The 26380-nt window shown below is 59.9% G+C and carries 25 protein-coding genes and 1 riboswitch; of the genes, 7 read left to right on the forward strand and 18 right to left on the reverse strand.

What is annotated here, in order from left to right; genetic code table 11:
* Positions 1-14: 14 nt before the first annotated feature.
* From JT51_RS15200 to JT51_RS15215, 4 genes are all read right to left on the reverse strand, one after another.
* Positions 15-1958, reverse strand: a complete 1944-nt coding sequence (locus tag JT51_RS15200; RefSeq protein WP_200876097.1) for an AMP-binding protein — start codon at positions 1956-1958, stop codon at positions 15-17.
* 343 nt (positions 1959-2301) lie between these two features.
* Positions 2302-2700, reverse strand: coding sequence for an 8-oxo-dGTP diphosphatase MutT (mutT, locus tag JT51_RS15205; RefSeq protein WP_037314574.1), 399 nt, complete (start codon positions 2698-2700; stop codon positions 2302-2304).
* Positions 2697-3923 carry a bifunctional glutamate N-acetyltransferase/amino-acid acetyltransferase ArgJ gene (argJ, locus tag JT51_RS15210; RefSeq protein WP_037314577.1) on the reverse strand — a complete coding sequence of 409 codons (1227 nt, stop codon included), beginning with the start codon at positions 3921-3923 and terminating at the stop codon, positions 2697-2699. The genes mutT and argJ overlap by 4 nt, the downstream gene beginning before the upstream one ends.
* Positions 3924-3929: 6 nt before the next feature.
* Positions 3930-4778: a peptidylprolyl isomerase gene (locus tag JT51_RS15215; RefSeq protein ID WP_037314580.1), complete on the reverse strand. Its 849-nt coding sequence runs from the start codon at positions 4776-4778 to the stop codon at positions 3930-3932.
* 176 nt (positions 4779-4954) lie between these two features.
* Between JT51_RS15215 and secA the strand changes: the two genes are divergently transcribed.
* From secA to JT51_RS15230, 3 genes are all read left to right on the forward strand, one after another.
* Entirely contained in the window at positions 4955-7672 is a 2718-nt protein-coding gene (gene secA / locus JT51_RS15220; RefSeq protein WP_037314583.1) for a preprotein translocase subunit SecA, read from the forward strand.
* Between the two features lie 100 nt (positions 7673-7772).
* The gene (locus JT51_RS15225; RefSeq protein ID WP_037315374.1) at positions 7773-8699 is read left to right on the forward strand and encodes a hypothetical protein; all 927 of its coding nucleotides are present in this window, start codon (positions 7773-7775) and stop codon (positions 8697-8699) included.
* Positions 8700-8723: 24 nt separating this feature from the next.
* Complete coding sequence (locus JT51_RS15230) at positions 8724-10280, forward strand: phosphate ABC transporter substrate-binding/OmpA family protein (RefSeq protein ID WP_037314586.1); 1557 nt, start codon at positions 8724-8726, stop codon at positions 10278-10280.
* A gap of 3 nt (positions 10281-10283) precedes the next feature.
* On the opposite strand, the gene radC is transcribed toward JT51_RS15230, so the two are convergent.
* From radC to dnaK, 13 genes are all read right to left on the reverse strand, one after another.
* Entirely contained in the window at positions 10284-11039 is a 756-nt protein-coding gene (gene radC, locus JT51_RS15235; RefSeq protein ID WP_037314589.1) for a RadC family protein, read from the reverse strand.
* 35 nt (positions 11040-11074) lie between these two features.
* Positions 11075-11809, reverse strand: coding sequence for an ABC transporter permease (locus JT51_RS15240; RefSeq protein WP_037314592.1), 735 nt, complete (start codon positions 11807-11809; stop codon positions 11075-11077).
* Positions 11806-12534, reverse strand: a complete 729-nt coding sequence (locus tag JT51_RS15245) for an ABC transporter ATP-binding protein (protein WP_037314595.1) — start codon at positions 12532-12534, stop codon at positions 11806-11808. Before JT51_RS15245 ends, JT51_RS15240 begins: the two co-directional genes overlap by 4 nt.
* The gene (gene tenA / locus JT51_RS15250) at positions 12531-13208 is read right to left on the reverse strand and encodes a thiaminase II (protein ID WP_081894712.1); all 678 of its coding nucleotides are present in this window, start codon (positions 13206-13208) and stop codon (positions 12531-12533) included. Before tenA ends, JT51_RS15245 begins: the two co-directional genes overlap by 4 nt.
* A complete protein-coding gene (locus JT51_RS15255; protein ID WP_037314598.1) occupies positions 13205-14140 on the reverse strand; it encodes an ABC transporter substrate-binding protein in 936 nt (311 codons plus the stop codon). Before JT51_RS15255 ends, tenA begins: the two co-directional genes overlap by 4 nt.
* 19 nt (positions 14141-14159) lie before the next feature.
* On the reverse strand, positions 14160-15122 hold the full coding sequence (locus JT51_RS15260; RefSeq protein WP_081894713.1) for a HesA/MoeB/ThiF family protein: 963 nt from the start codon (positions 15120-15122) through the stop codon (positions 14160-14162).
* Entirely contained in the window at positions 15119-15715 is a 597-nt protein-coding gene (locus tag JT51_RS15265; RefSeq protein WP_037314604.1) for a thiamine phosphate synthase, read from the reverse strand. The genes JT51_RS15260 and JT51_RS15265 overlap by 4 nt, the downstream gene beginning before the upstream one ends.
* The gene (locus tag JT51_RS15270) at positions 15712-16476 is read right to left on the reverse strand and encodes a thiazole synthase (protein ID WP_037314608.1); all 765 of its coding nucleotides are present in this window, start codon (positions 16474-16476) and stop codon (positions 15712-15714) included. Before JT51_RS15270 ends, JT51_RS15265 begins: the two co-directional genes overlap by 4 nt.
* 2 nt (positions 16477-16478) lie before the next feature.
* Complete coding sequence (thiS, locus tag JT51_RS15275; RefSeq protein ID WP_037314612.1) at positions 16479-16673, reverse strand: sulfur carrier protein ThiS; 195 nt, start codon at positions 16671-16673, stop codon at positions 16479-16481.
* On the reverse strand, positions 16657-17634 hold the full coding sequence (locus tag JT51_RS15280; RefSeq protein WP_037315380.1) for an FAD-dependent oxidoreductase: 978 nt from the start codon (positions 17632-17634) through the stop codon (positions 16657-16659). The genes thiS and JT51_RS15280 overlap by 17 nt, the downstream gene beginning before the upstream one ends.
* A complete protein-coding gene (thiD, locus tag JT51_RS15285; protein WP_037314615.1) occupies positions 17631-18434 on the reverse strand; it encodes a bifunctional hydroxymethylpyrimidine kinase/phosphomethylpyrimidine kinase in 804 nt (267 codons plus the stop codon). The genes JT51_RS15280 and thiD overlap by 4 nt, the downstream gene beginning before the upstream one ends.
* A gap of 45 nt (positions 18435-18479) precedes the next feature.
* Positions 18480-18586, reverse strand: a riboswitch (TPP riboswitch).
* Positions 18587-18828: 242 nt separating this feature from the next.
* Positions 18829-19980: a molecular chaperone DnaJ gene (dnaJ, locus tag JT51_RS15290; protein WP_037314618.1), complete on the reverse strand. Its 1152-nt coding sequence runs from the start codon at positions 19978-19980 to the stop codon at positions 18829-18831.
* A gap of 74 nt (positions 19981-20054) precedes the next feature.
* Positions 20055-21965 (reverse strand): molecular chaperone DnaK, encoded by a 1911-nt coding sequence (gene dnaK, locus JT51_RS15295; RefSeq protein WP_037314621.1) that lies wholly within the window; start codon positions 21963-21965, stop codon positions 20055-20057.
* A gap of 214 nt (positions 21966-22179) precedes the next feature.
* On the opposite strand from dnaK, the gene JT51_RS15300 reads away from it, so the two are divergent.
* Entirely contained in the window at positions 22180-22782 is a 603-nt protein-coding gene (locus tag JT51_RS15300) for an alpha-ketoglutarate-dependent dioxygenase AlkB family protein (RefSeq protein WP_037314623.1), read from the forward strand.
* Here JT51_RS15300 and JT51_RS15305 read toward each other — a convergent pair.
* Complete coding sequence (locus JT51_RS15305; protein WP_051927602.1) at positions 22779-23600, reverse strand: ABC transporter permease; 822 nt, start codon at positions 23598-23600, stop codon at positions 22779-22781. The two genes, JT51_RS15300 and JT51_RS15305, sit on opposite strands and share 4 nt — an antisense overlap.
* 122 nt (positions 23601-23722) lie before the next feature.
* Between JT51_RS15305 and cysQ the strand changes: the two genes are divergently transcribed.
* From cysQ to galE, 3 genes are all read left to right on the forward strand, one after another.
* Positions 23723-24520 carry a 3'(2'),5'-bisphosphate nucleotidase CysQ gene (cysQ, locus tag JT51_RS15310; RefSeq protein ID WP_037315387.1) on the forward strand — a complete coding sequence of 266 codons (798 nt, stop codon included), beginning with the start codon at positions 23723-23725 and terminating at the stop codon, positions 24518-24520.
* The gene (locus JT51_RS15315; RefSeq protein ID WP_037314625.1) at positions 24520-25320 is read left to right on the forward strand and encodes a 3-deoxy-manno-octulosonate cytidylyltransferase family protein; all 801 of its coding nucleotides are present in this window, start codon (positions 24520-24522) and stop codon (positions 25318-25320) included. The genes cysQ and JT51_RS15315 overlap by 1 nt, the downstream gene beginning before the upstream one ends.
* A gap of 72 nt (positions 25321-25392) precedes the next feature.
* Complete coding sequence (galE, locus tag JT51_RS15320) at positions 25393-26376, forward strand: UDP-glucose 4-epimerase GalE (RefSeq protein ID WP_037314627.1); 984 nt, start codon at positions 25393-25395, stop codon at positions 26374-26376.
* Positions 26377-26380 lie beyond the last annotated feature (4 nt).

Consider the following 26380-nt stretch of genomic DNA (forward strand, 5'->3'; position numbering starts at 1 on the left):
CGCACGACCGACGCTCATTCCGCAGCCACTTTGTGCTGAACGGCCGTGACAACCGGCGCGTCGATGATCTGAAGCGTGGCACTGATCGCGCCTTTGCGGCCGTCCTCGTAGGTCACTTCCGTGGTGGTCGACACCTTATCTGACCCGTCATACAACGCGGCGATGATGTCGCTGAATTTCTCTTCGACAAACCCGCGCCGCACTTTACGGGTCCGGGTCATCTCTCCGTCATCTGCATCCAACTCCTTGTGCAGCACCACAAAGCGATGCACCTGACAGCCCGACAGCATTTCATCGGCGGCGACAGACTTATTCACCTCTTCCACGTGGGATTTGATCGTCTCCAACACACGGGGATGGGCCGTCAGTTCCTGATACGACGCATAAGCTACATTGTTACGCTCGGCCCAGTTGCCCACCGCCGTCAGGTCGATGTTGATGAAGGCCACGCACCGATCTTTGCCGTTACCGAATACGACAACCTCCAGAATATCGGGATAGAATTTCAGTTTGTTCTCGACATATTTCGGCGCAAACATCGACCCATCGGCCATTTTGCCCACGTCCTTGGCCCGGTCGATAATGCGCAAATGGCCCGAGCCCTCTTCGATAAACCCGGCATCCCCCGTGGCCACCCAACCCTCGGCATCCTTGGTCGAGGCGGTGGAATCGGGGTTGTTGTAATATTCAACGAACACACCGGGTGAGCGGTAGTGGATCTCGCCGGTATCGTCGATTTTCAACTCCACATCCGGCGCGGGCACGCCCACCGTATCCGCCCGAACCTCACCATCCGGCTGCACGGTGATGAAGACGGTCGCTTCGGTCTGGCCGTACAGCTGTTTCAGGTTGATCCCCAGTGAGCGATAGAAATCAAAGATTTCCGGTCCGATCGCCTCCCCCGCAGTATAGCCCACGCGGAATCGGCCATAACCCAGCGTGTCTTTAAGCGGCCCATAGACCAGCAGATTGCCCAGCGCGTATTTCAGCCGGTCGCCAAAGCCCACCGGTTTGCCGTCCAGCAGCAGGCCACCCACCTTCTTGGCGTGCGCCATGAAGTGGTGGAACATGTTCCGCTTCAGCTTGCCCGCGTCCTCCATCCGGATCATCACATTGGTCAGCTGGGTCTCAAAAACGCGCGGCGGGGCAAAGAAATAGGTTGGTCCGATTTCGCGCAGATCGGTCATCATCGTATCGGCGCTTTCGGGGCAGTTCACACAGAAGCCGCACCAATAAGCCTGACCGATGGAAAAGATGAAATCACCAACCCAGGCCATCGGCAGATAGGACAGGATGTCTTCGTTTCGCGTCAGATTATCGAATTCGGCCGAGTTCTTGGCGCTTTCAATCACGTTGCGGTTCGACAGCACCACACCTTTGGGTTTGCCCGTGGTGCCCGAAGTATAAAGCATCACGCAGGTATCGTCATAGGCAATCGCGGCGATGCGCTTTTCCAGCTCTGCGTCGAACCGCTGATGACCGGCGCTGCCTTCAGCCTTGATGTCGTCCAGCGCGTTCATCTGGCTGTGGTCGTATTTCCGCATCCCGCGCTTTTCAGTATACAGGATGTGCTTGATCTGATGCAGATTTTCCTGAATCTCGATAACTTTGTCGACCTGCTCCTGATCGCCGCAGACAACGAATTTTGCGCCGCAATGTTCCAGCACATAGGCCATCTCTTCGGCGACGGCATCCTGATACAGCGGCACAGGAACGGCGCCCACCATCTGGGCCGCGACCATCGACCAGTAATGCGCCGGGCGGTTGCGCCCGATCACCGCGATATGGTCGCCCTTTTCAACACCAATCTCCAGAAATCCCAGCGCGATCGAACGGATTTCAGCGGCCGTTTCGGCCCAGGACCAGCATTGCCAGATCCCGAAATCCTTTTCCCGGTACGCCGGAGCATCCCCAAGTTGCGTTGCATTGCGGTGTAAAAGCGCCGGAAGGGACTGCATCCCCTCGGCCCCCGACTGCGTCTGAGCCAATCTCTTTCTCCTCCCAATCCGCCCCCTCCCCGGGTCGGAATCGGCGGACCCGGAACCATGCCCGGACGCCAGCGCCCCGATTAAGGGACACCGGAACGATCAGCGTCAAGTTTTGCCTGATGTTTTCTCAATTCTTACGAATTGTAACAGTCACAGAGAGGTGATTTGCCGAATACCGCTGCGCGTATTCAGCGCGTTCGAACGGCAATTATCCGATCAAAGCGATAAGTTAAGAAACCTGAAATAACCGCAAATTCTTAGTCAACGGAAATTGGCCCTTCCAAACCAATGCGGAGGTTCGGTAGTGCTGCTTCTACAGCCAATCCCGTAAAATCGGGATCAGCGGCACATCCGCCGCAGGCATCGGATAGTTCCGCAACTCATTGGCACGAACCCATTTCAACGATTGGCCCTCTTTCGCCTGCGGGATGTTCTCCCACTTGCGGCAGGCGAACAGAGGCATCAGCAGATGGAAATCATCATAGCTGTGGCTGGCAAAGGTCAGCGGGGCGAGGCACGAGGCCCAGGTGTCGATGCCCAGTTCCTCGTGCAATTCGCGGATCAGCGCGGCCTCGGGGGTTTCGCCGGGTTCGATCTTGCCGCCCGGAAACTCCCACAGACCGGCCATGGATTTGCCTTCCGGGCGCTGCGCCAGCAGCACCCGGCCTTCGATGTCGATCAACGCAACAGCGGAAACCAGTACCGTTTTCACGAGCGGTAATCCGCGTTGATCTCAATATATCCGTGGGTCAGATCGCAGGTCCACACCGTCGATTGACCGTCACCCAATCCCAGATCGACGGCAATCACCAGATCCTGGTTCTTCATATAGGCGGCGGTGTCCTCTTCCCGGTAATCGGGGCTGACCCAGCCCTTTTCAGCAACCAGAATATCCCCGAACGAAATGCTCAGCAGGTCGCGATCCGCTGCCGCCCCGGATTTGCCGATGGCCATAACCACACGGCCCCAGTTCGGGTCTTCGCCCGCGACGGCTGTTTTCACCAGGGGTGAGTTGGCAATGGCCAACCCGTGAACCTTGGCATCCGCGTCTGATGCAGCCCCGGTCACCCGGATTTCCACGAATTTCGTGGCCCCCTCGCCATCGCGCACAACCTGCTGCGCCAGATCCAGCATCACACCTTCCAGGGCTTCGGCAAAAGCGGCGTTGCCGCTGGCGTCGACACCCGAAGCCCCCGTAGCACACAGCAAAAGCGTGTCCGAGGTCGAGGTATCGCTGTCGACGGTGATGCAGTTGAACGTCCGGTCGGTTTGCGCACCCAGCATCGCCTGCAGCGCGGATTGTTCGATCTGCGCGTCGGTGAAGATGTAAACCAGCATCGTCGCCATATCCGGCGCGACCATGCCCGAACCTTTGGCAATCCCCGAGATAGAGACTGTTTTGCCGTCAATCTCGACCTGCGCACTGGCCCCTTTCGGAAAGGTATCTGTGGTCATGATCGCCCGTGCGGCATCTTCCAGCGCGTGACGGTCAAGACCCGCCTTCAGGGTTTCAAGCTGTGCCACGATACGGTCATGGGGCATCGGCTCGCCGATCACGCCGGTCGACGAGGTAAAGACCCGGTCAACCGCCACACCGGTCGCCGCCGAGACGGCCTGTGTCACCTCGGCCACCGAGGCTTGGCCATAATGCCCGGTAAAGGCGTTGGCGTTGCCCGAGTTCACAAGGATCGCCGCGGGGCCATCGCTGGCCCCGCCGATCTTGTTCTGACAATCCAGCACGGGCGCGGCACGGGTGGCCGAGCGGGTGAAAACACCTGCCACCGAAGTCCCCGGATCAAGTACTGCCAACAGAACATCAGTCCGACCCTGATACCGGACACCTGCGGCGACGGTGGCGAAACGCGCACCGTCGATTGCGGGCAGATCGGGAAACGCCGCTGGCGCCAGCGGAGAGGTTTTAGTGATCTTGGCCACGCGTGGTTACTCCTGAATCAGGTCCAGCTGACGCACGATTTCGGGACCTGCCCCCTCAAGCGCGGGGCGGTCGATCTGCGCCTGCTGCGTCAGCTCGTCAATGCGGGCCTGAACGGTTTCCTGCTGGATGGTCTGAACCAGCTCACCCCGTATCGCGTCCAGTTCGGGCGCTTCGCTTTTACGTTTGTCGTTCAGGATAATAAGGTGCCAGCCAAATTGGGTCTGCACCGGCTCGGAAACCTGGCCTTTTTCCAGCGCAACAACGGCGGCTTCGAACTCCGGAACCATCTGGCCTTTGCCGAACCAGTTCAGCGCGCCGCCATTGGGGCCCGAGGGGCCGGTCGAATTCTCTTTGGCCATTTCGGCGAAATCGGCGCCATCATCCAGCTGCGCCTTGATGGCCTTGGCTTCATCCTCGGTTTTTACAAGGATATGGTTGGCGTTATATTGATCTTCGCCCTGAAATTCGGCGAATTGCGCGTCATATGCGGCCTGGACCGCCTCATCCGTCACGCTTGATTCCACCAGCGCGTTGACCGTTTGCACAGCGCGCAGCGACCGGGTTTCATTTTCCAGCGTCAGCGCGTTCCGTGCGGTCAGATCGTCCTGCTCTTGCCCCAACAATTGCTGCTGGATCAGCTGTTCGATGATGAATTCATACAAAACGTCATCCTCAATCTGCTGATACTGCGCCGGCAGGGTCGCTGCAGTGGCGATAACGTGACCCAGAGTGATCTCATCTCCGTTTACGCGCGCAACCACGGTGCCTGCATCAGGCTTGGTTTCGGCGGCCAGCGGCAGGGCCATCACGGCAGCAAGAGCCAGCGATGGCAGAAAAGTGAGGCCTTTGGGCATTGATTCATCCTATTTGTTTACCGCGACAGGGCGCAGCGTTGACACTCTGGGACCTGCCGCTTACATCGCTTTGAAGCCTTGGACAGGGCCGCCTTTCACCCCCCGTATCTATGGGTTGCGCGCAAGGTGGGCAAGCCTGTCGCAACCACGATAAGAACAGATCCGCTGGAGTGAACATGCTGGGACTCGGAACGCTTGCCAAAAAGGTGTTCGGTACGCCGAACGACCGCAAGATCAAGGCGACCCGCCCGCTGGTCGAACAGATCAATGCGCTGGAACCAGAGTTCGAAAAGCTGTCGGATGAAGGGCTGATCGAAAAGACCGCCGAGCTGCGCCAACGCGCGCTGGATGGCGAAAGCCTGGATGGTCTGCTGCCCGAAGCTTTTGCCAATGTGCGCGAAGGTGCGCGCCGAGCGCTGGGGCTGCGCGCATTTGACGTGCAGCTGATGGGCGGCGCATTCCTGCATCAGGGCAACATCTCGGAAATGAAAACCGGTGAGGGCAAGACTTTGGTCGCGACCTTCCCGGCCTATCTGAACGCGTTGACCGGCAAGGGCGTGCATGTGGTCACGGTGAACGAATATCTGGCCAAGCGTGACGCGGAATGGATGGGCAAGGTGTTTGCTGCCCTGGGCATGACCACCGGTGTGATCTGGTCCGGCCAGCCTGACGCCGAGAAAAAAGCCGCATATGCATGTGATGTCACCTATGCCACCAACAACGAGCTGGGTTTTGACTATCTGCGCGACAACATGAAGGCCGATCTGGCCGAGATTTATCAGAAACACCACAATTTCGCGATTGTGGATGAGGTCGACTCGATCCTGATCGACGAAGCCCGGACACCGCTGATCATCTCGGGCCCGTCCGAAGACCGGTCAGACCTTTACACCGCCATCGACGCGCTGATCCCGTCGTTGGGCGATGATCACTTCTCGTTGGATGAAAAGTCCCGCAGCGTGACCTTTACCGACGAAGGCAACGAGTTTCTGGAACAACAGCTGCTTACGGCGGGCCTGATCCCCGAAGGGCATTCGCTGTACGATCCCGAAAGCACCACGGTTGTTCACCACGTCAACCAGGGCCTGCGCGCGCATAAACTGTTTACACGCGACAAGGATTACATCGTGCGCGATGGCAATGTGGTGCTGATCGACGAATTCACCGGGCGAATGATGCCGGGCCGCCGCCTGTCCGAAGGGCTGCATCAGGCGATTGAAGCCAAAGAAGGCGTTCATATCCAACCCGAGAACGTGACGCTGGCCAGCGTGACCTTCCAGAACTATTTCCGTCTGTATGGAAAGCTGGGCGGCATGACCGGCACAGCGCTGACCGAGGCTGAGGAATTCGCGGAAATCTACGGTCTGGGCGTGGTCGAGGTTCCGACCAACAAGCCGATTGCCCGTCTGGATGAAGACGATCAGGTCTTTCGTACCGCCGCCGAGAAATACGGCGCCATGATTGACGAGACCAAAGAAGCACAAGCCAAGGGCCAGCCGGTTCTTTTGGGCACCACGTCCATCGAAAAATCCGAACTATTGAGCCAGCTGCTGAACAAGGAAGACATCAAGCACAATGTTCTGAACGCCCGCCAGCACGAACAAGAGGCACAGATCGTCGCCGATGCGGGTCGCTATGGCGCGGTGACCATCGCCACCAACATGGCCGGTCGCGGCACCGACATTCAGCTGGGCGGCAACGCGGAAATGAAGGTGCTGCAGGCGCTGGCCGAAAACCCCGAGGCCGATCCCGCCGAACTGCGCGCTGCGGAAGAAGCGCGCCATGCTGAGGAAAAAGAAAAGGTTCTGGCTGCCGGTGGCCTGTACGTGATGGCGTCTGAGCGTCACGAAAGCCGCCGCATCGACAACCAGCTGCGCGGCCGCTCGGGCCGTCAGGGTGATCCGGGCCGCACCGTCTTCTACCTCAGCCTCGAAGACGATCTGATGCGCATCTTCGGTTCGGAACGGCTGGACAAAGTACTGACCACGCTGGGCATGAAAGAGGGCGAGGCCATCGTCCATCCCTGGGTGAACAAATCGCTGGAACGGGCGCAGTCCAAGGTCGAAGGCCGTAACTTTGACATGCGCAAGAACGTTCTGAAATTTGACGACGTGATGAACGATCAGCGTAAGGTTGTCTTCAGCCAACGCCGCGAGATCATGTCGACCGACGATCTGTCCGAGATCGTCTCGGACATGCGTGAACAGGTGATCGACGATCTGATCGACGAATATATGCCGCCGAAATCCTATGCCGACCAGTGGGACACCGACGGGTTGCACGAAGCGATCAAGGAAAAGCTGACTGTCGACGCCCCGGTTCAGGACTGGGCCGCCGAGGAAGGCGTGGATGACGAACAGGTGCGCGAACGTCTGATCAATGCCACTGATGAGATGATGGCGCAAAAGGCGGCCGCATTTGGCCCAGAAAACATGCGCAACATCGAAAAGCAGGTGTTGCTGCAGGCCATCGACGGCAAGTGGCGCGAACATCTGCTGACGCTGGAACATCTACGCTCGGTCGTGGGATACCGCAGCTATGCCCAGCGCGACCCGCTGAATGAATACAAGAATGAAAGCTTTCAGCTGTTCGAATCCATGCTGGACAGCCTGCGCGAAACCGTGACCCAGCAACTGTCGCGCGTGCGCCCGCTGACCGAAGAGGAACAGCGCGAGATGCTGGCCCAGATGCAGGCGCAGCAGGCGCGGTCACAACAGGCCGTGGATCAGGCCGCCGGTCAGGCCGAAGCAGTGGCCGAGGCCGAAGCCTCGGGCGATCCGCGCCCCGGATTTGTCGAAGATGATCCGACGACCTGGGGTAATCCGTCGCGCAATGACAGATGCCCCTGCGGCTCTGGCAAGAAGTTCAAACATTGCCACGGACGGTTGACCTGACGTCATCGTAATTCAGACACAATGAGTCCGCCTCGCGGCCACATATTGGCCGCGTTTCATGATCAAGATGCGACTCGCTCCTTCAACTGGGGAGGGTGTCTTGTTTGTAATTAAGAACTACGTGACCACAGGTGGCACAGTCGCATGTGCGCTGGCTATCGGTTACCTGATGCAGAATGGAACACCTGCGCATCGCGATGCACAGGCCGATGAAACCGTGGTTACGACCACGGGTCAGGCCTCGGTGATTTCCGGGCTCCAAGGAATTGTGCTGACCTCCTCGCCTTCGGCCTTGGATGAAAACTCTGATGTCGAGACGTTGCAACGGCCCCCGCGGCCGGGCCGGTCAACCCCCTCTGACCGCGCCGATTGCAGCCTCAGCGCCCGTGCCATGGCCGTACCCGGCGCAGCCGCACGCCTGAAAATCAAAGCCCCCTGTCATAAGGATGAACGGATCGAGGTGCACCACAGCGGCCTAACCGTAAGTCAAAGAACAGACAGCACAGGCGCTTTGGATCTGACCATACCGGCCCTGTCGGAATACGCGATTTTTCTGATCTCGCTGGACGATCAGCAAGGCACAGTAGCTACCACTCACATCCCCGACATGGACCAATACAACCGTATCGCCCTGCAATGGCAGGGTGATACGGACCTTCAGATACACGCGCTGGAATTTGGCGCGACCTATGGCGGCAATGGCCACGTGTCGGCTGACCCGGACACGCAGGGCGCGGGCAACGTGGTGCACCTGGGTCAACCCGGGTTCACAGATGCACAGAATATCGAGGTCTATTCCTTTCCCATCGGCCAGCCCCATCAGGCAGGTTCCGTCGAACTGACAGTCGAGGCCGAAGTCACCCCCGAAAACTGCGGTCATGATCTGAACGTGCAATCGCTGGAACTGCGCGGTGATCGGAAGCTTCGGTCGCGCGATTTAACGCTGACATTGCCGGGCTGTTCGCAGACGGGTGAGTTTCTGGTGTTGAATAATCTGTTCCAAGACCTGACAATCGCGGCAAATTAAACCGCAGGCAGGCTCGACCAACTTATGACATTTTTTCGTGTGGCAGCGGCCGCACTGTTTTCGGCGACATGTGCGTCAGGCGTCAATGCGCAGGACATCACGCTGACCTCTCATGACGGCAAGGTCGAGGTCGCAGGCAATTTCTTGGGTTTCGACGGCGAGTTCTATCGCCTGGCCACCCAATTTGGCGAACTGACGGTCGACGGATCAGGGGTGGTCTGTGCGGGGCCCGCGTGCCCCAATCTAACGGATTTCGTGGCCGAGATTCGTTTTTCCGGATCTTCTGTCATGGCCGAGAATGTACTGCCCGCCCTGATCGTGGGCTTTGCCGAGCAAGAGGGCCTGTCCGCCACGCCACAGCGCACCGGAACAGGGACGTGGCAGTATGAGTTGCGCCAAACCGGACGGGATGCGCCGTTGGGCAGGTTTTTCTTTGACATCGGCAACACGGCGCAGGGGTTTTCCGACCTGATCGCGGATCAGGCAGATATCGTCATGGCCCAGCGGGAAATCCGCCCGTCGGAACAAGAGGCGGCGCAAGACGCCGGGCATGGAGATCTTTCGCAAGGACATCGATCCCGGGTCGTGGCATTGGATGCTTTGGTCCCGGTCGTGGCCCCCGACAATCCGGTGCGGCAGATTTCCCCCGCTGATCTGGCGCGGGTGTTTTCCGGCGACATCACGAATTGGACCGAACTGGATGGTCCGGACGCACCGATTTCCCTGCATCTGCCCGATGCCGGATCGGGGCTGGCCCAAGGGGTCGAGGATCAATTGCTTGGCCCTGCGGGTGTTCCCCTGTCGGATGACGTTGTTCGGCATGGGCGCAGCAGCGATCTGGTTCGGGATGTTGCCAATGACCCCTTTGCGATCGGTATCGCCAGCCAAACCGAGGCACACATGGCCCGCGCTTTGCCATTGGCGGGCGGGTGTGGTCACGCGCTGACCGCGACGCGGCAATCCATCAAGACCGAGGATTACCCTTTGACCGCGCCTATGTTCCTGTACTTGCCAGACCGGCGTCTGCCCCGCATTGCGCGGCAGTTTCTGGCCTATACTCAGGGTGCCCAGGCGCAGATGGCCGTTCGCAAGGCGGGCTTTGTCGATCAGGCCCCCGAGATGCTGCGTATCGGGTTGCAGGGCGATCGGCTGGCCAACGCCGTTGCATCCGGCGGCCCCGAGGTTGGCCTTGAGGAGCTGCAACGCATGGTCGAAACCCTGCGACCGCTGTCCCGCCTGTCCCTGTCCTTCCGGTTCGAGGCCGGTTCATCACGACCCGATGCGCAGTCGCGGGCAAACATCCGGCAACTGGCGCAGAAATTGGAATCCGGCACACTGGGCGCGCGCATGCTGACCTTTGTCGGGTTCAGTGACGGGGACGGGGCTGCCACCGCCAATGCCAAAATTGCCATGCTGCGGGCCAAAACGGTGCGCAACGCGGTTCTGGCGGCGGTTGAAACCGCGATACCCGACAGTGTCGAAATCACGGTCGACGCCTTTGGCGAAGCGATGCCCATGGCCTGCGATGACACGGAATGGGGCCGCAAGACCAATCGCAGGGTCGAAGTCTGGGTGCAGTAGTGGTTACAGATAACCTTCGGACCGAAAGCTCAGCTCGGTTGATTTGCCGATGATCAGATGATCGTGCAACGTCAACCCCAGCGCGGTGCAGGCATCCTGAATCCGGTTGGTCATGTCGATATCCGATTGCGACGGGGTCGGGTCGCCCGACGGGTGGTTGTGCACCACAATCAGGGCCGAGGCATTCAATTCCAACGCCCGTTTGGCGACCTCGCGCGGGTAGACGGGCACGTGATCGACGGTGCCCTTGGCCTGTTCCTCATCCGCGATCAGCACGTTTTTGCGGTCCAGGTAGAACACCCGGAACTGCTCAGTCTCGCGATGCGCCATCGTTGTATGGCAATAGTCCAGCAAAGCGTCCCAGCCCGAGATTACATGCCGCTGCATCACCCGCGCGCGGGCCATGCGGTGGGCGCAGGCTTCAAGGATTTTCAGATCGGTGATCACCGTATCGCCCACGCCCTTGATCTGACGCAGCCGATCCTCGGGCGCGGTCAGCACGCGGTTGAAATCGCCAAACGTATCCATCAGCGCCCGCGCCAGCGGCTTCACATCCTGCCGGGGAATGGAACGGAACAGGACCAGCTCCAGCAGCTCATAATCCGGCATGGCCGCAGACCCGCCGGACATGAACCTTTCGCGCAGGCGTTTGCGGTGGTCCTTGATGTAAGACGGCAGCCGCCCCGACGGCAGCGGCGCAACCGGGGCTTCATCACTTTCAAACAGCATCGGGGCTTCGGCAAAGGCATTCTGAGTCATGCGCCCAGACTGGCGCAGAATCGGTTTCCGAAAGGTTAATGCGTTTCACCCGCCATGCGGGCGGTGGCGCGGCGGATGATCAGGTGCAGCAGAACCGAAAACACGCCCAGCGTCAGCATCGCCGCAAACATCAGATCGGTTTTGGCGCGGCCATTGGCCAGCAGCATCAGGTATCCCAACCCTTGCGAGGACCCGACCCATTCGCCAATCACCGCCCCGATGGGCGCATAAACAGCGGCCAGCCGCAGACCCGAGGCCAGCGACGGCAGCGCAGCGGGAATGCGGATATGCCACAGCACCGCGCGCGGGCTGGCCTGCATGGTGCGGGCCAGATCAAGATAGCCGGTGGGCGTACGCATCAGCCCGTCGAAAAAGGACGAGGTGATCGGGAAATAGATGATCAGCACCGCCATCGCTACTTTGGACCACAGCCCATAACCCAGCCACAGGGTCAGCAGCGGCGCCAGTGCAAAGACCGGCAGCGCCTGTGTGAACACCAGCATCGGCTGCACCAGAACCCGCGCGGCCCGCGAATTGGCCAGTTGCAGGGCGGTGATCACACCCAAAATCGTGCCGCAGGCCAGGCCGATCACAACCTCGACCGCCGTAATCCACGTGTGTTCGGCAATCAGCCAGCGGTTTTGCCACCAGGTTTCCGCCACCAGCGCAGGCCCCGGCAGGATGAACTTGGGCAGGCCCGTCAGCGACACGATTGCCTGCCAGACCGCCAGCGCAAACAGGGTGGCGGCAAGGGGTGACAGGATTTTCATGCCGCTTCCTCTCGCAACATCCGCAGCAGCGATCCCTGCGTTTCCAGCGTTTCCAGATCGTCCACCCTGCGCGGCGCGGGGGCGTGCGGCGGTTGGCAGGGCGTCAGGCCGTGTTGCGTCATGACATGGATCGCCTGCCCCAGCCGCGCGGCCTCGGCCGGGTCATGGGTGACCAGCAGGACAGTGCGGCCCTGCAACGCCTCGGCCGCCAGATCCTGCATATCGGCGCGGGTGCGGGCGTCGAGCGCCGAAAACGGCTCATCCAGCAGAACGATAGGGCGATCTTCCATCAGCGTGCGGGCCAGCGCCACGCGTTGACGCTGCCCGCCGGACAACTCGGATGGCTTTTTGCCAATATGATCCTGCAGCCGCATCCGCCCGATCAGGCGGTCGCGGCGCGCAAGATCGGGTTTTTCGCCGCGCAATCGCGCGCCCAGCGTGATGTTTTGCGCCACGGTGGCCCAGGGCAGCAACAGATCGTCCTGCGCCATATAGGCGACACGGTCAGTAACCGGCTGCCCGTCGCTGGCGCTGATGTCACCGGCAAAGGTGGCTCCGGTGTCCAGCCCCGCGATCAGGCGCAGAACGGTGGTTTTTCCCACGCCCGATCCGCCCAGCAAACAGGTCCACTGCCCCGCCCCAAGGGTCAGGGTCAACGGCGCAAACAAGCTTGTGCCGTCAATCGTGGCCGAGCCGCTGACGATCAGGTCGGGCGCGGGGGTCATGGGGTCAGGCCCATCTGCCAGAAATTGACCTCAAGCTCGGTCGCGGTGCGGAAGGTCTTGCAGAGGTCAGCCCATACTGGAAGCGCATCATAATTCTCTCCCAGTCGCCGGATAAGCGCGCCATCCAGCAACGCGCCGATATTGTGGCAATGACTCTGATACTGTTCGCCTGCATAGGTGTCGATCCAGGGGCGGTAAGTTTCCGATGTCGCCTCTTGCGCCAATCGCGATCCGATCTCGGCATAGCCGACAACGCAGGGCAACAGCGCCGCAAGCAGGCTCAGGTAATCCCCCGAATACCCGGATTCGAGAACAAAGCGAGTATAGGCAAGGTTTTCGGGCCGCTCGGGCGTGGCAAACAGCTCTTCCCGGGTAATGCCTTCCTCGGCGCAAACGCCTACATGCAGCATCATCTCTTCATGCAACAGCCCGTTAACCGTGGCAGAGGCAACCTGCATCTCGTCATGCGTCTGCGCCTTGACCACTGCCAACGCCCAGGCGCGCGAGAAATGGGTCAGGAACACATAATCCTGACGCAGATAATGCAGGAACGCCGCACGCGGCAGGGTGCCATCCTTGAGCCCTTCGACAAAGGTGTGGCGGGTGTAATCCCCCCACGGCCCCTGCGCCGCATCCCGCATCAGCGCGAAGGCTTTGCCGTAATCGCTGCTCATTGTGCGGTCACGTCGATGGCGATGTCGCTGACAGGCTTGATGCTGTCGATCATGCCGCTGTCTTTCAGGAACGCCTCGAACCTTGCATAGCGACCTGCCTCAAGACCTGCTGGGCGCAGGGCGAACCGGGGCAGCGTATCGACCCAGGCGCGGGCGTTCAGCTCGTCCTGCAGCTCGGGCGACGTGGCCGAGAAGATTTCCCAGCTTTTTTCCGGGTTGTTGACGATATATTGCGTGGCCTTTTCGGTTGCGGCCAAAAAGCGGATGACCTTGTCGATATCCATCGTGTCGGGGTTGGCGACATAGATCAATTCGTCATACGCGGGCACGCCTTCCTCCTCGATATAGAAACAGGTGCCGGGCGCGCCTTCGATATCCATCTGGTTCAGCTCGAAATTGCGATAGGCCCCGATCACCGCGTCGACCTGACCGGACATCAGCGAGGGCGAGAGCGAGAAGTTCACGTTGATCAGCTCAACCTCATCCAGTTTCACGTCGTATTTGCCCAGAACGGTGGTCAGAACGGCCTCTTCCACGCCAGCGACGGAAAAGCCGATTTTCTTGCCCTTCAGATCGGCGGGCGATTTGATCGGGCCGTCCTTGAGGACCAGCAGGCAGTTCAGCGGGGTGGCAACCAGCGTACCCACACGTTTCAGCGGCAGGCCTTCGTGGATTTGCAGGTGCAGCTGCGGCTGATAGGACACCGCCAGATCGGCCTGACCAGCAGCCACAAGGCGCGGCGGGGCCGAGGGGTCAGCAGGCGGGACGATTTCAACCTCAAGCCCCCGCTCGGCGAAATACCCGTTTTCCTGCGCCACGATGATGGGGCCGTGATCGGGGTTGATGAACCAGTCCAGCAGCACGGTCATCTTGTCTTCGGCCCAGGCGGGCGCAGCGGCCAGCAGGGCGATGGCTGTGATCAGTTTCTTCATGTCTCGCGGTTCCTTCTGTTCACGAGGTTGAGGCCGCGACGAGGACAATCTCGCCCGGCCAATCCGGTTTAACCTGTTCCGCCGTGCGCCAGGCCCGCAGGCCGGTTGCACAGCAAAGAGCCAGTCTTTGGCCCGCATCAGGCTCTGATTTCAGGGTGTCAGGCGCGATGCGACGCGCGGTGGGGTGGATCGGGTCAGGGGCCTCATCAACGCTGCGCAGTTCGACGATCAGATCGTCTGATGTCAGCTGCGCGGGCGCGACAAAGGGGAAATACTGGCCCGGTTCCGGCGCGTCGTCGAACCGAAAGCTGCTGCTGCGGCAGGTCTGCGCGTCGAATTGCACCATCTGGCCCAGCGGCGACGGGTCAAACCCAAGCAGCACGCCCAGCGCCATCTGCGCCTGCATTGCGCCCAGCATCCCGACCACCGGTCCCAGCACCCCCGCGGTGGCGCAGCTGGCACCGCTGTCGGGGGCATCGGGAAACACCGCGCGCAAAGATGGCGCACCGCCGCAGAACCCGCCGACATAGCCCGACAGCCCAAGGGCCGAGGCGCTGATCAGCGGTGTGTTTTGATCGCGGCAGATATCGGAGAGGGTATAGCTGACCGCATAGCTGTCGGCACAATCCAGAACCAGATCGACCCCTGCCACCAATTCCGGCGCATTTTTGTTTGTTAGAGACTGAATGCGCGCGTCAATTTTGACATCACCATTCAGCTCAGCACAGCGCCGCGCAGCAATCTGCGCCTTGGGTTGACCGCAATCCCGTTCCGAAAACAGCGTCTGGCGATGCAGGTTCGACAGGGCAACGTCATCCCCATCCACAAGAGTCAGATGACCAACCCCTGCCCCGGCCAGCAGCGGCAACGCCGGTGCCGCCAGGCCGCCGACACCCACCACCAGAACGCGGGCAGTGGTCAGGCGGGCCTGACCTTCCGCGCCGACCTGCGGCAGGATCATCTGGCGGGCATAGCGGCTCATCGCGTGGCCTCGATCCATTCACGCACGCGGCCTTCGGGGTCGGCGTTCAGGGTGATGTCTGTCACGGCCGAGACGATATCGGCCCCCGCCTGCAACACGCCCGGCGCGCGTTCAACGCTCATCCCGCCGATGCCGACCAGAGGGATCGCGCCGACGCGGGCCTTCCATTCGGTGACCCGGGGCAGGCCCTGTTGGTGCCATTTCATCTTTTTCAGGATGGTCGGATAGACCGGCCCCAGTGCCACATAATCCGGGTCCATCGCCAGAACCCGCTCCAACTCTTCCTCATCATGAGTTGAGACGCCCAGCTTCAGCCCCGCCTTGCGGATGGCTTTCAGATCGGCCTCGTCCAGATCTTCCTGTCCCAGATGAACCCAGTCGCAGCCCGCGTCGATGGCCTGCTGCCAATGGTCGTTGATCACCAGAACCGCGCCACGGTCCCGGCAGAGGTCACGCGAAGTGGCGATCTGATCCCGCACCACCGCGTCGGGCTGATCCTTGATCCGCAATTGCACCAACTTCACACCCAGGGGCAGCATCCGCCGCAACCAGTCCGAGTGGTCGAAGATCGGGTAAAAGCGATCCAGTGTCATGACAAAAACGCCTTTCCGATCACAGGAGTCGAAGGTTCGGCCATATCGCGCGCCTCAATCGGGTCAGCCTGATGGGCCAGTTGCCCGGCCTGAATCGCCAGCATCATCGCCCGCGCCATCGCCGCCGGATCCCCCGCACGGGCAACAGCGGTGTTGAGCAGAACAGCGTCATATCCCAATTCCATCGCCTGCGCGGCATGGCTGGGCAGGCCGACGCCCGCGTCGATCACCAATGGCACCTCCGGGAACTCGGCCCGCATCGCGCGCAGGGCATAGGTGTTGTTCAAACCGCGCCCCGACCCGATCGGTGCGCCCCAGGGCATCAGAACCTCACACCCCGCGCCCAATAGACGTTCGCCGACGATCAGATCGTCGGTGGTATAGGGGAAGACCTGAAACCCGTCCTCGGTCAGGATGCGCGCGGTCTCGACCAATTGGAACACATCCGGTTGCAGGCTGTCGGTATGGCCGATCAGTTCCAGCTTGACCCATTTGGTGTCAAACACCTCACGCGCCATATGGGCGGTGGTTACCGCCTCTTTCACCGTGTGACACCCTGCGGTGTTGGGCAGGATCAGCGCGCCCAGATCGCGGATCATCTGCCAGAACGCCTGACCGGCACCGGATTCGCGCCGCAATGACACGGTAGCGACACCTGCGCCACTGTCGCGAAAGGCGCGTTCCAGAATGGCCGGGCTGGGATATTGCGCCGTGCCCAGCATCAGCGGGTTGGGCAATTCGGTGCCATAAAACGTCTTCATCCTCAGCCCCCCTGCATCGGCGACAGGATTTCCACCCGATCGCCTTCATTCAATGTGCACCCACTGCGCAGGCTTGAGGGCACAAATTCCTCATTCACGGCGGTGGCGACACGCCCGGTAAAGCCACATTCTGCCAGCAGATCAGTCAGGGTTGTCGCCTGCACCTGACGGGGTTCACCATTAAGCACGATCTTCATCGACCAACTCCGAATGTTTGTTGTCCAGCGCCAGATCCGCCACGCCCTGCGCCAAAGCCGGGGCCAGAAGGTAACCGTGGCGATACAGCCCGTTGGCATAGATCGTGTGCCCCAACCGCCGGATACGTGGCAGGTTATCGGGAAAAGCCGGGCGCAGATCGACGCCGATCTCCAGCACCTCGGCCTCGCCAAAGGCCGGGTTCAGCGCATAGGCTGCGCTGAGCAGTTCCAGCATCGAACGGGCGGTGATGCGGCTGCTGTCCTCGGATTCGATCATCGTCGCGCCCAGCATATAGACGCCGTCACCGCGCGGCACGATGTAAAGCGGCATACGCGGATGCAGCAGGCGCACGGGCCGGGTCAGCGTCACATCCGGACAACGGATCACCAGCATCTCACCTTTGACACCGCGCAGGTCGTGCAGCACTTCGCGGGCATGAAGGCCCCGGCAATCTATGGCATTCTCAAGCCGGGGCGGAGCGAGTTTCTGGTGGAACACAACACCCTGATCGCACAGCTGGCGATGCAGGTCGCGCAGCGCTTGCCGCGGGTCCAGATGAGCCTCAGCTTCGAACAACAGTCCTTTGCTGAAGCTATTCAGATCAGGCTCTAATTCAGTAATTTTGGGGCCATTGACGTCAACCAACCCCTCAGTACGCCGCGCAAATCGGCGCAAATCCGGCAGGTCACGTGAATTGGCCACAACCAAAGTCCCGCGCCGGTGCACCCGAGTGCGCCCGGCCCACCAGTCAATTGCGTTCTGCCCCAGCCGCAGCACCGGTTCTTCGGCGTTCTCAAACTCACACCACGGGGCAAGCATACCGCCCGCCCACCAGGAACACCCATGCGGGCCGGGCGGTCCACCGGGGTCAAACACCTGCACCTTTGCCCCGCGCGCCACCAGCTCCGAGGCCACAGCCAAACCGGCAACGCCAGCACCTATGACGGACCAGACCGTCACGCGGACCAAACCCGGTGGAAATGGTGGACCGGCCCGTGGCCCCGCCCCACCTTCAGATCATCCGCGTGTGTGATCGCGCCCTGAAGATAGGCGTGGGCCTGAGCCACCGCATCCACCAGCGACAGGTTTTTCGCCAAACCCGCAGCGATCGAAGAAGACAAGGTGCATCCCGTACCATGGGTATTCCCAGTCTCTAGCCGCGGCACTGTGTATTCGGTGATCTGACCCGGGCCACTGATCAACACGTCATGGCAGACGTCCCCTTTGCCATGACCACCCTTCATCAGAACGGACTGAGCACCCAAAGCGCAAAGCGCCTGCCCCTGCGCGATCATATCATCCGGGGCTTCAGCATCAGAGCAGGCCAGCAAACAGGCGGCTTCGGGCAGGTTCGGTGTAAGTACAGTGGCGCGGGGCAGCAGGACATCACGCAAAGTCTGCACCGCGTCCTCAGCCAGCAATGGATCCCCGGACTTTGCGATCATAACCGGGTCCAACACGATAGGGCCTTGAAAATCGGCAATCCCGGCTGCGACGGTATGGATGATATCCGGTGTGGCCAGCATACCGATTTTGATCGCCCGAACCTCCAGATCGCTGAGCACCGCATCAATCTGAGCGGATATCACATCCAATGGGATACCGTGTACCGCGGTAACAGCCTGGGTGTTCTGAGCGGTAACAGCCGTAATGACGCTTGCGCCATAAACCCCCAATGCCGACATCGCCTTGAGATCCGCCTGAATCCCGGCCCCGCCGCCGCTGTCCGATCCGGCAATTGTCAAAGCTATCGGCACCATATCGCTGCTCCATCTTCTGTGGGCAACGGGGGCATGGAAAACGTCTGTGTTTGTTAGACCGTTCCCTCCGCCGGTATTGCCCGGATCAGGTTCGATGGGTTGACGCTTCCGCGCCTCTCAGCCCTCAGATCAGGGCACCCCAACGGTTGTGCCGGACACTCTCAGGCGGCGCGACAAAAATCAAGAAGGAATTGTTTTAGAGTATAACCACCCTGAACCAACAAATAAGGCCAATTCGAATTTGGATAGCTATGAAATTTGCGAGGCTCTGCCTCGCGCTCCGGGATATTTTCAGCCAGATGAAGAACGGACACCCTGCTTCATCTGGCCAGAAGTATCCCGGGGAGTCGCCGCTTGCGGCGGCGAGGGCAGAGCCCCCTTTAGTGACTTCCGGTCAGCTCTTCATTCCATCCCAAAAGGATTTTACGGATGAAAAGAAGCTTTTGGATTCCGGGTGGTTATCTTCGCCCAGATCGTCGAATTCCTGCAATAACTCTTTTTGACGGCTTGTCAGGTTGACCGGGGTTTCCACGGCCAGTTCTATAAACATGTCACCGATGCCGCCGCCGCGCAGGGCGGGCATACCTTTGCCACGCAGACGCATTTGGCGACCCGACTGGCTGCCTGCCGGTATCTGAACCCGACCCCGGCCGCCGTCGATGGTGGGGACTTCGATTGACCCACCCAGTGCCGCTTTGGCCATGCTGACCGGCACGCGGCAATAGAGGTTCACGCTGTCGCGTTCGAACAGTCTGTGGTCTGAGACTTCGACAAAAATATACAGATCGCCCGGGGGACCACCGCGCATTCCGGCCTCACCCTCACCCGCCAAGCGGATTCGGGTTCCGGTTTCGACACCGGCGGGGATGTTCACCGACAGGGCACGTTCTTTTTCAACGCGACCCGCACCCTGACAGGATTTGCAGGGATTCTTGATGATCTGACCCAAACCAGAACAGGTCGGGCACGTGCGTTCAACGGTGAAAAAACCCTGTTGCGCGCGAACTTTACCCATGCCGGAACACGTCGGACACATGGTCGGCTCGACGCCACCTTCTGCCCCTGATCCTTCGCAGGCTGAACACGCCACGGCGGCGGGCACGCTGATGGTTTTTTGCAATCCGGCGTAAGCTTCTTCCAGCGTTACGCGCAGGTTATAACGCAGGTCCGACCCCCGTGCGGCGCGGCGTCCACCGCCTGCGCCACTGCGCTGACCGCCCATGAAATCGCCGAAAAGATCGTCAAACACATCCGAAAATGCGCTGGAGAAATCACCCTGACCAAAGCCGCCACCGGGACGACCGCCGCCGCCCATGCCGTTTTCAAATGCGGCATGGCCAAAGCGGTCATATGCGGCCTTTTTGTCGGCGTCGCGCAGCACGTCATAGGCCTCGTTCGCCTCTTTGAACAGCGACTCGGCATCCGGGTTGTCCTTATTGCGATCCGGATGCAATGCCTTGGCTTTCGTACGAAAACCTTTCTTGATTTCATCCGCCGATGCGCCCTTGGACACGCCGAGCACATCGTAATAGTCGCGTTTGGACATCAGTAGTTCCTTATGTCTCAACGTAATCGGGCCGGCCCGGTAACCGGACCGGCCCGAATTGGCCCGGTTTCCCGTTACTTACGCTTGTCGTCGTCCAGATCTTCGAACTCGGCATCGACGATGTCATCTTCACCGGTCGGCGCAGCATCTGCCGCCGCAGGCTCGTCTTCGGTCTCTTCAGCTTGCGCCTTATAGATGGCCTCACCCAGCTTCATTGCGGCTTCGGTGACGTTCTGGATGCCCGACTTGATCTTGTCGGCATTCTCGGTCTCCAGCTCGTCCTTCAGCGCGGCAATCGCCAGTTCGATGGCTTCGACGGTTGTCGGATCGACTTTGTCCGAATGTTCTTCGACGGATTTCTCGGTCGAGTGAATCAGGCTTTCTGCCTGGTTCTTCGCCTCGATCAGCTCGCGGCGTTCCTTGTCCGCCTCGGCGTTATCTTCGGCGTCCTTGACCATCTTGTCGATATCTTCGTCCGACAGACCACCCGATGCCTGGATGGTGATCTTTTGCTCTTTGCCGGTGCCTTTGTCCTTGGCCGAAACCGAGACGATACCGTTGGCGTCGATGTCAAAAGTCACCTCGATCTGAGGCATGCCGCGCGGTGCGGGCGGGATCTCTTCCAGATTGAACTGACCCAGGATCTTGTTGTCCGCGGCCATTTCGCGCTCACCCTGGAAACAACGGATGGTCACGGCGTTCTGGTTGTCTTCGGCGGTCGAAAAGACCTGAGACTTTTTCGTCGGGATCGTGGTGTTGCGGTCGATCAGACGGGTGAACACGCCACCCAGGGTTTCAATCCCCAGCGACAGCGGGGTCACGTCCAGCAGAACCACGTCTTTGACGTCGCCTTGCAGAACACCGGCCTGAATGGCGGCGCCCATGGCAACCACTTCGTCCGGGTTCACACCTTTGTGCGGCTCTTTGCCGAAGAATTTGGTGACCTCTTCGATCACTTTCGGCATCCGGGTCATACCACCGACCAGAACAACCTCGTCAATGTCGCCAGCCGACAGGCCTGCGTCTTTCAGAGCGGCCTGGCAGGGCTTCATCGACTTCTTGATCAGATCGCCAACCAGCGATTCCAGCTTGGCACGGGTCAGCTTCATGACCATGTGCAGCGGCTGACCATTGGCGCCCATCGAGATGAACGGCTGGTTAATCTCGGTCTGCGAGGTTGAGGACAGTTCGATCTTGGCTTTTTCAGCGGCTTCTTTCAGGCGCTGCAGGGCCATCTTGTCCTTGCTCAGATCGACGCCGTGTTCCTTTTTGAACTCATCCGCCAGATAGTTGACGATGCGCATGTCAAAGTCTTCACCACCCAGGAAGGTGTCGCCGTTGGTCGATTTGACCTCGAACAGACCGTCGTCGATTTCCAGAATGGTCACGTCGAACGTACCGCCACCAAGATCATAGACCGCGATGGTTTGGGTTTCTTCCTTGTCCAGACCATAGGCCAGCGCGGCCGCTGTCGGCTCGTTGATGATCCGCAGCACTTCCAGACCGGCGATCTTGCCCGCGTCTTTGGTGGCCTGACGCTGGGCGTCGTTGAAATAGGCTGGAACGGTGATCACAGCTTGCGTGACTTCCTCACCCAGATAGCTCTCGGCGGTTTCCTTCATCTTACCCAGAGTGAAGGCCGAGATCTGGCTTGGGGAGTATTTTTCACCGCGGGCTTCAACCCACGCGTCGCCGTTGCCACCGTTGACGATGTTGTACGGCACCATTTTCTTGTCTTTTTCGACTTCGGCATCATCCACACGACGACCGATCAGGCGCTTGACGCCGAAAATCGTGTTGTCGGGGTTGGTGACCGCCTGGCGTTTTGCAGGCTGACCGACCAGACGCTCATCTTCGGTGAAGGCGACGATCGAGGGCGTGGTCCGCGCCCCTTCTGCGTTTTCGATGACCTTCGGCTGCGAGCCGTCCATGATGGCCACACACGAATTGGTGGTGCCGAGGTCAATCCCGATTACTTTTCCCATATGTTCGATCCCTTTCTCTTCAAGGCGATGTCCCGAGGCCTGAACCCGCTACGGCATCCCGGCCCCGATCTGAATTGCGCAATGGCCCTACACCATCACGCGTCCCGGCGTATATAAGGGCGAGACCAAAAGCCTGCAAGCGGTGTAAAACGCAGGTTTTGGGGAATCTGCGGCCTTTTTTGGCAAGGTTTTGGCAAGGATCGGGGAATCTTACATGACGCGGCTGCTTTTGCGCGGATTCGATATCAGAAAAGCGTATCTGGACGGGCCCGCGCAGGCCCGGCTGATTGCGCTGTTACGCCCGATTCTGAAAACCGCGCCGCTGTTTCGCCCGGTCACCCCGTCTGGCAAGGAAATGTCGGTGCGCATGACCTCGGCCGGGTCGCTGGGCTGGGTCACCGACAAAACCGGATACAGGTATCAGCCCCAGCATCCCAAGGGAATGGAATGGCCGACCATTCCCGACGCAATTCTGGATATCTGGCGGGATCTGGCCAGCCCCGACCGAGACCCTGATTGCTGTTTGATCAACTACTACGGGGAAGATGCCCGGATGGGGCTGCATCAAGACAAGGACGAGGCCGATTTTTCCTGGCCGGTCCTGTCAATCTCGCTGGGAGACGACGCGATGTTCCGGATCGGAAATACAAGCCGGGGCGGCAAGACGGAATCCATATGGCTGAATTCCGGAGATGTCGTGGTGATGGGCGGCCCCGCCCGGCTGACCTATCACGGTATTGACCGCATCCGGTTCGGCTCATCAAAACTGCTGCCCAAGGGCGGGCGGATCAACCTGACCCTGCGAGTCGCCAGTTAACGGCGCGCACCCCAACTTTGCGAGACAAACTGACGGGTATAAAAAATGCCCAGCATACCGACCAGCCACAGCACCAACCCGACCCAAAGCGCATATTCCCAACTGGTGTTGCGTGGGAAATAGTTTCGAAAAACAAAACCGCGGCATTGGTCGATGATGTGAAACAGCGGGTTCCATGTGAACATCAGCAGCAGGCTACCGCCCAGCGCGTTCGCCACGAACATCTTTCCCGAAAAGACCATGTTCAATCGCCGGTAAATATTACTGAGAAGCGTGACAGTGGTCGGAAACCAAGGCTTGAGCGCCATGAACACCAACCCGACCGAACAGCCGGTGAACCACGCCAGAACCAGCATCGCAAAGGCCCCGCCCGGCTCTTGAATAACCAAGGGCGCAACTGTGACGCTGTACAGGAACAAGATCACGATGATGGTCACCAATTGCGTATAGAAAGAGCCGCAGGCCGTCGCCAGCAACACAACCATCATGTTCATGGGCGAGTGCAGCATCATCGGGTTGTTTCCGGTGCCAACCCCCGCAACCGCGCTGACGGCCTTGATATGCGTCAGAAACAGGAACACGCCGGACAGCAGGTACAAAATGAACTCACCCCGGATTTTGGCAATGCGCGTCCCCATGAAGGACATGATCAAATAAAACACCAACACCAGGGCCAGAACCTGAAGAATGTTTATTATGATCGCCAGCACGGCATTTGAATGTTGCGACCGCACATTGCGGACAACAGCGTGGAAAACCAGTTCCCCTGTCGTGAACGCGCCGCCCAGCAACGTCTGATTTCGCTTGAAATAAAACACCCGAAGCGTCTTTCCCGTATTACTGCCTGCAACCTGCCACGAAATTCTTGCTGTTCCGTAACCAGCGCATCATAAGGCCATCAGGATTTTCGATCAACAAACCACAGGAACGGAGCTTTTTTGTGACCTACGACGCCCTCATTCCCGTCATTCGACGTCTTGCTCTGGAAGCTGGTGACACGATCATGCAGATCTATGAGGCCGATGATTTCGATGTAAAGGTCAAATCCGACGCCAGCCCCGTGACCGAAGCGGACGAAGCCGCCGATGCTCTGATCTCGGCCGGTCTGCGCGCGGCTTTTCCCGATATCTTGCTTGTGACCGAGGAACAGGCCGCCTCGCATTCTGAAAAGGCTGATACCTTTCTGATCGTTGATCCGCTGGACGGTACCAAGGAATTCATCAACCGGCGTGGCGATTTCACTGTGAATATCGCGCTGGTCGAAAACGGTGTACCGACCCGTGGTGTGGTATACGCCCCTGCCCGGGGACGCATGTTCTATACCCAGGCCGATGGTCAGGCGGTTGAGGAAACCGGCGCGTTGGATAAGGCACAGGTCGGCGATGTGACACCAATATCAGTCTCTGATCCGGACAATTCTGCGCTTTTGGTGGTGGCCTCTAAATCCCACAGGGATCAGGCCACGGATGACTACATCAATAAGTATCAGGTACAGGACAGCAAAAGCGCAGGCTCGTCGTTGAAGTTCTGTCTGATCGCCACTGGCGAGGCGGATATCTATCCCCGCGTTGGCCGCACGATGGAGTGGGACACCGCCGCCGGTCACGCGGTTCTGGCCGGTGCAGGCGGCAAGGTTGTCCGTTTTGATGATCATTCACCATTGACCTATGGCAAGGACGGCTATGCAAACCCGTTCTTTATCGCCTACGCTCCGGGTGTTGACCTGAAGGAGGCCTGATGTCCGTTCTGATCGCCATTCCCGCCCGTTACGCCTCGACCCGGTATCCCGGCAAACCGCTGGTGCCGCTGACCGGTGCCAATGGTGTCGCGATGACCCTGATTGAGCGGTCATGGCGCGCCGCCTGTTCCGTCTCGGGGGTGGACAAGGTGGTGGTGGCCACCGACGACGACCGCATCCGCGAAGTGGCCGAAGGATTTGGGGCCGAGGTGGTGATGACCTCGGAATCCTGCGGCAACGGCACCGAACGCTGCGCCGAGGCCCATACGACCCTTGGCGCGGGCTATGACATCGTGGTGAACCTGCAGGGCGATGCACCGCTGACCCCGCATTGGTTTGTCGAAGATCTGGTTACCGGTTTGCGCGCTGCGCCCGAGGCAGGAGTCGCTACGCCGGTGCTGCGCTGCGATGGCGATGCGCTGAACGGCCTGCTGAATGACCGCAAACATGGGCGTGTCGGCGGTACCACCGCTGTGTTCGCTGCCGATCACAGCGCGATGTATTTCTCGAAAGAGGTCGTGCCCTATACCGCGCAAACCTATGCCGGTCAGGACCCGACACCGGTCTTCCACCATGTCGGCGTCTACGCCTATCGCCCCGATGCGTTGGCTGCGTATCCCACCTGGCCCACCGGTCCGCTGGAACAGCTGGAAGGTCTGGAGCAGCTGCGGTTCATGGAAAACGGCCGCAAGGTTCTGTGCGTCGAGGTTGAGGCCAAAGGTCGCCAGTTCTGGGAGCTGAACAACCCGCAGGACGTGCCAAAACTAGAGGAGATGATGGCCGCCATGGGGCTGGATTGATCCGGGTTCCCTCTGGCGCACACCAGCTTGACGGCAAAGCTGTAGGAAAAGTTTTTTGATCTGGAAAATTAGATGACCAATATTCTTGTGACCGGAGGTGCCGGATACATCGGCTCTCATGCCTGCAAAGCATTATCGCAGGCGGGCTATACGCCGGTAACCTATGACAATTTGATCACCGGCTGGCAGGACGCGGTAAAATTCGGACCCTTTGAACAGGGCGACCTGCTGGATCGCACCCGTCTGGACGAGGTTTTCGCCAAGTACCAGCCCGCCGCCGTGATGCATTTCGCCGCCCTTAGCCAAGTGGGTGAGGCAATGTCCGAACCCGGTAAATACTGGACCAACAACGTCACCGGATCCCTGAACCTGATCGAGGCCGCCGTGGCCGCTGGCTGCCTGAACTTCGTGTTCTCATCAACCTGCGCCACCTACGGCGAGCATGACAATGTGGTGCTGGATGAAAACACGCCGCAATTGCCACTGAACGCTTACGGAGCGTCCAAACGCGCGATCGAGGATATCTTGCGCGATTTTGAGGCCGCGCATGGGCTGAACCACGTGATCTTTCGCTATTTCAACGTGGCCGGTGCCGACCCGGACGGTGAGGTGGGTGAATTTCACCGCCCCGAAACCCATCTGGTGCCGCTGATGCTGGATGCGATTGACGGCAAGCGCGCCGGGCTGACGGTGTTCGGCACCGATTACGACACGCCCGACGGCACCTGCATCCGCGACTATGTGCATGTCTGCGATCTGGTGGATGCGCATGTGCTGGGGCTGAACTGGCTGGAACAGGACAAAGGCAGCCGCGTGTTCAATCTGGGCACCGGGTCGGGCTTTTCGGTGATGGATGTAATCGGCCATTCCAAAGCCGTCACCAATCGCGAGGTGCCTCATTCCATCGGACCGCGCCGGGCCGGGGATTGCACCAAGCTGGTCTCGGGCTCGGTCCGGGCCGGGCAAGAGCTGGGCTGGGCGCCGAAGCGATCAACGTTAGAGACGATGATCGGTGACGCATGGCGCTGGCACCAGAACGGTAATTACGAGAAATGAGCCA

The sequence above is a fragment of the Ruegeria halocynthiae genome, assembly GCF_000743705.1.
GTDB classification, from domain to species: Bacteria; Pseudomonadota; Alphaproteobacteria; order Rhodobacterales; family Rhodobacteraceae; genus Ruegeria; species Ruegeria halocynthiae_B.

What these genes read in the sequence shown, in the direction of transcription:
- JT51_RS15200 (WP_200876097.1), bottom strand. Translation starts at nt 1,958, where the DNA reads ATGCAGTCCCTTCCGGCGCTTTTACACCGCAATGCAACGCAACTTGGG.
- JT51_RS15215 (WP_037314580.1), bottom strand. Translation starts at nt 4,778, where the DNA reads ATGCCCAAAGGCCTCACTTTTCTGCCATCGCTGGCTCTTGCTGCCGTG.
- secA (WP_037314583.1), top strand. Translation starts at nt 4,955, where the DNA reads ATGCTGGGACTCGGAACGCTTGCCAAAAAGGTGTTCGGTACGCCGAAC.
- JT51_RS15230 (WP_037314586.1), top strand. Translation starts at nt 8,724, where the DNA reads ATGACATTTTTTCGTGTGGCAGCGGCCGCACTGTTTTCGGCGACATGT.
- radC (WP_037314589.1), bottom strand. Translation starts at nt 11,039, where the DNA reads ATGACTCAGAATGCCTTTGCCGAAGCCCCGATGCTGTTTGAAAGTGAT.
- JT51_RS15240 (WP_037314592.1), bottom strand. Translation starts at nt 11,809, where the DNA reads ATGAAAATCCTGTCACCCCTTGCCGCCACCCTGTTTGCGCTGGCGGTC.
- JT51_RS15245 (WP_037314595.1), bottom strand. Translation starts at nt 12,534, where the DNA reads ATGACCCCCGCGCCCGACCTGATCGTCAGCGGCTCGGCCACGATTGAC.
- tenA (WP_081894712.1), bottom strand. Translation starts at nt 13,208, where the DNA reads ATGAGCAGCGATTACGGCAAAGCCTTCGCGCTGATGCGGGATGCGGCG.
- JT51_RS15255 (WP_037314598.1), bottom strand. Translation starts at nt 14,140, where the DNA reads ATGAAGAAACTGATCACAGCCATCGCCCTGCTGGCCGCTGCGCCCGCC.
- JT51_RS15260 (WP_081894713.1), bottom strand. Translation starts at nt 15,122, where the DNA reads ATGAGCCGCTATGCCCGCCAGATGATCCTGCCGCAGGTCGGCGCGGAA.
- JT51_RS15265 (WP_037314604.1), bottom strand. Translation starts at nt 15,715, where the DNA reads ATGACACTGGATCGCTTTTACCCGATCTTCGACCACTCGGACTGGTTG.
- JT51_RS15270 (WP_037314608.1), bottom strand. Translation starts at nt 16,476, where the DNA reads ATGAAGACGTTTTATGGCACCGAATTGCCCAACCCGCTGATGCTGGGC.
- thiS (WP_037314612.1), bottom strand. Translation starts at nt 16,673, where the DNA reads ATGAAGATCGTGCTTAATGGTGAACCCCGTCAGGTGCAGGCGACAACC.
- thiD (WP_037314615.1), bottom strand. Translation starts at nt 18,434, where the DNA reads ATGGTGCCGATAGCTTTGACAATTGCCGGATCGGACAGCGGCGGCGGG.
- dnaJ (WP_037314618.1), bottom strand. Translation starts at nt 19,980, where the DNA reads ATGTCCAAACGCGACTATTACGATGTGCTCGGCGTGTCCAAGGGCGCA.
- dnaK (WP_037314621.1), bottom strand. Translation starts at nt 21,965, where the DNA reads ATGGGAAAAGTAATCGGGATTGACCTCGGCACCACCAATTCGTGTGTG.
- JT51_RS15300 (WP_037314623.1), top strand. Translation starts at nt 22,180, where the DNA reads ATGACGCGGCTGCTTTTGCGCGGATTCGATATCAGAAAAGCGTATCTG.
- JT51_RS15315 (WP_037314625.1), top strand. Translation starts at nt 24,520, where the DNA reads ATGTCCGTTCTGATCGCCATTCCCGCCCGTTACGCCTCGACCCGGTAT.
- galE (WP_037314627.1), top strand. Translation starts at nt 25,393, where the DNA reads ATGACCAATATTCTTGTGACCGGAGGTGCCGGATACATCGGCTCTCAT.